This window comes from Vibrio marinisediminis, assembly GCF_014050145.1.
Classification (GTDB): domain Bacteria; phylum Pseudomonadota; class Gammaproteobacteria; order Enterobacterales; family Vibrionaceae; genus Vibrio; species Vibrio marinisediminis.
Window position 1 is genome coordinate 1 of record NZ_JACFYF010000045.1, and the last position, 929, is coordinate 929.

The window sequence follows — 929 nt, forward strand, 5'->3', positions numbered from 1 at the left end:
CGTGACTTCGCATCAATCGATAACGCTCCAGAAGAGCGTGAGCGCGGTATCACTATCTCTACTTCTCACGTAGAGTACGATACTCCAGCTCGTCACTACGCACACGTAGACTGTCCAGGACACGCGGATTATGTTAAAAACATGATCACTGGTGCTGCACAGATGGACGGTGGTATCCTTGTAGTTGCTGCTACTGATGGTCCAATGCCTCAAACTCGTGAGCACATCCTACTAGGCCGTCAGGTTGGTATCCCTTACATCATCGTATTCATGAACAAATGTGACATGGTTGATGACGAAGAGCTACTAGAACTAGTAGAAATGGAAGTTCGTGAACTTCTTTCTGAGTACGACTTCCCAGGTGATGACCTACCAGTTATCCAAGGTTCTGCACTAGGCGCACTAAACGGCGAAGAGCAGTGGGAAGCGAAAATCGTTGAGCTTGCAGAAGCACTAGATTCTTACATTCCAGAACCTGAGCGTGCAATCGATATGCCATTCCTAATGCCTATCGAAGACGTATTCTCAATCCAAGGTCGTGGTACAGTAGTAACTGGTCGTATCGAGCGCGGTATCCTAAACGTAGGTGACGAAGTAGCAATCGTAGGTATCAAAGAAACTACAACTACTACTTGTACTGGTGTTGAAATGTTCCGTAAACTGCTTGACGAAGGTCGTGCAGGTGAGAACGTTGGTGCACTTCTACGTGGTACTAAGCGTGATGACGTTGAACGTGGTCAAGTACTAGCTAAGCCTGGTTCAATCACTCCACACACTAAGTTCGAGTCTGAAGTATACGTACTTTCTAAAGACGAAGGCGGCCGTCATACTCCGTTCTTCAAAGGCTACCGTCCACAGTTCTACTTCCGTACAACTGACGTAACTGGTGATATCTCTCTACCAGAAGGCGTAGAAATGGTAATGCCTGG

General features: G+C 47.0%; 1 protein-coding gene. It reads left to right on the plus strand.

From position 1 onward, the window contains the following. Positions 1 to 929, plus strand: a 929-nt coding sequence (gene tuf / locus H2O73_RS20255) for an elongation factor Tu (RefSeq protein WP_182110728.1), incomplete at both ends; no start/stop codon positions are given.